This is a genomic window from Castellaniella sp. S9, assembly GCF_027257175.1.
GTDB lineage: Bacteria > Pseudomonadota > Gammaproteobacteria > Burkholderiales > Burkholderiaceae_B > Castellaniella.
This window is the reverse complement of record NZ_JAPFGD010000030.1, coordinates 1-595: the sequence shown is the minus strand read 5'-3', so window position 1 is coordinate 595 and position 595 is coordinate 1. Positions and strand designations below refer to the sequence as shown.

The 595-nt window shown below is 65.4% G+C and carries 1 protein-coding gene; it reads left to right on the top strand.

Going from position 1 to position 595, the window contains the following annotated elements:
- A partial coding sequence (locus OOZ48_RS18420) for an EF-Tu/IF-2/RF-3 family GTPase (RefSeq protein ID WP_269500272.1) occupies nt 1-595 on the top strand: 595 nt, incomplete at both ends.

Here is a 595-nt window from a genome sequence, read left to right as displayed (position 1 = left end):
AGCTGGCGGCGGCGCTGGACTCGTACATTCCGACGCCGGAGCGCGCGGTCGACGGCACGTTCCTGATGCCGGTCGAGGACGTGTTCTCGATCTCGGGCCGTGGGACGGTGGTGACGGGCCGTATCGAGCGCGGCGTGATCAAGGTGGGCGAGGAGATCGAGATCGTGGGGATCCACGATACGGTCAAGACGACCTGCACGGGCGTCGAGATGTTCCGCAAGCTGCTGGACCAGGGCGAGGCGGGCGACAACGTGGGGATTTTGCTGCGTGGCACCAAGCGCGAGGAAGTGGAGCGCGGCCAGGTGCTGGCCAAGCCCGGTTCGATCAAGCCGCACACGGACTTTTCCGCCGAGGTGTACATTCTGTCCAAGGAGGAGGGTGGTCGTCACACGCCGTTCTTCAAGGGTTATCGTCCGCAGTTTTACTTCCGCACGACGGACGTGACGGGGACGATCGAGCTGCCCGAGGACAAGGAGATGGTGCTGCCGGGCGACAACGTGTCGATGAAGGTGAGCCTGATTGCGCCGATCGCCATGGAGGAGGGCTTGCGCTTTGCCATCCGCGAGGGTGGCCGCACCGTGGGCGCCGGCGTCGT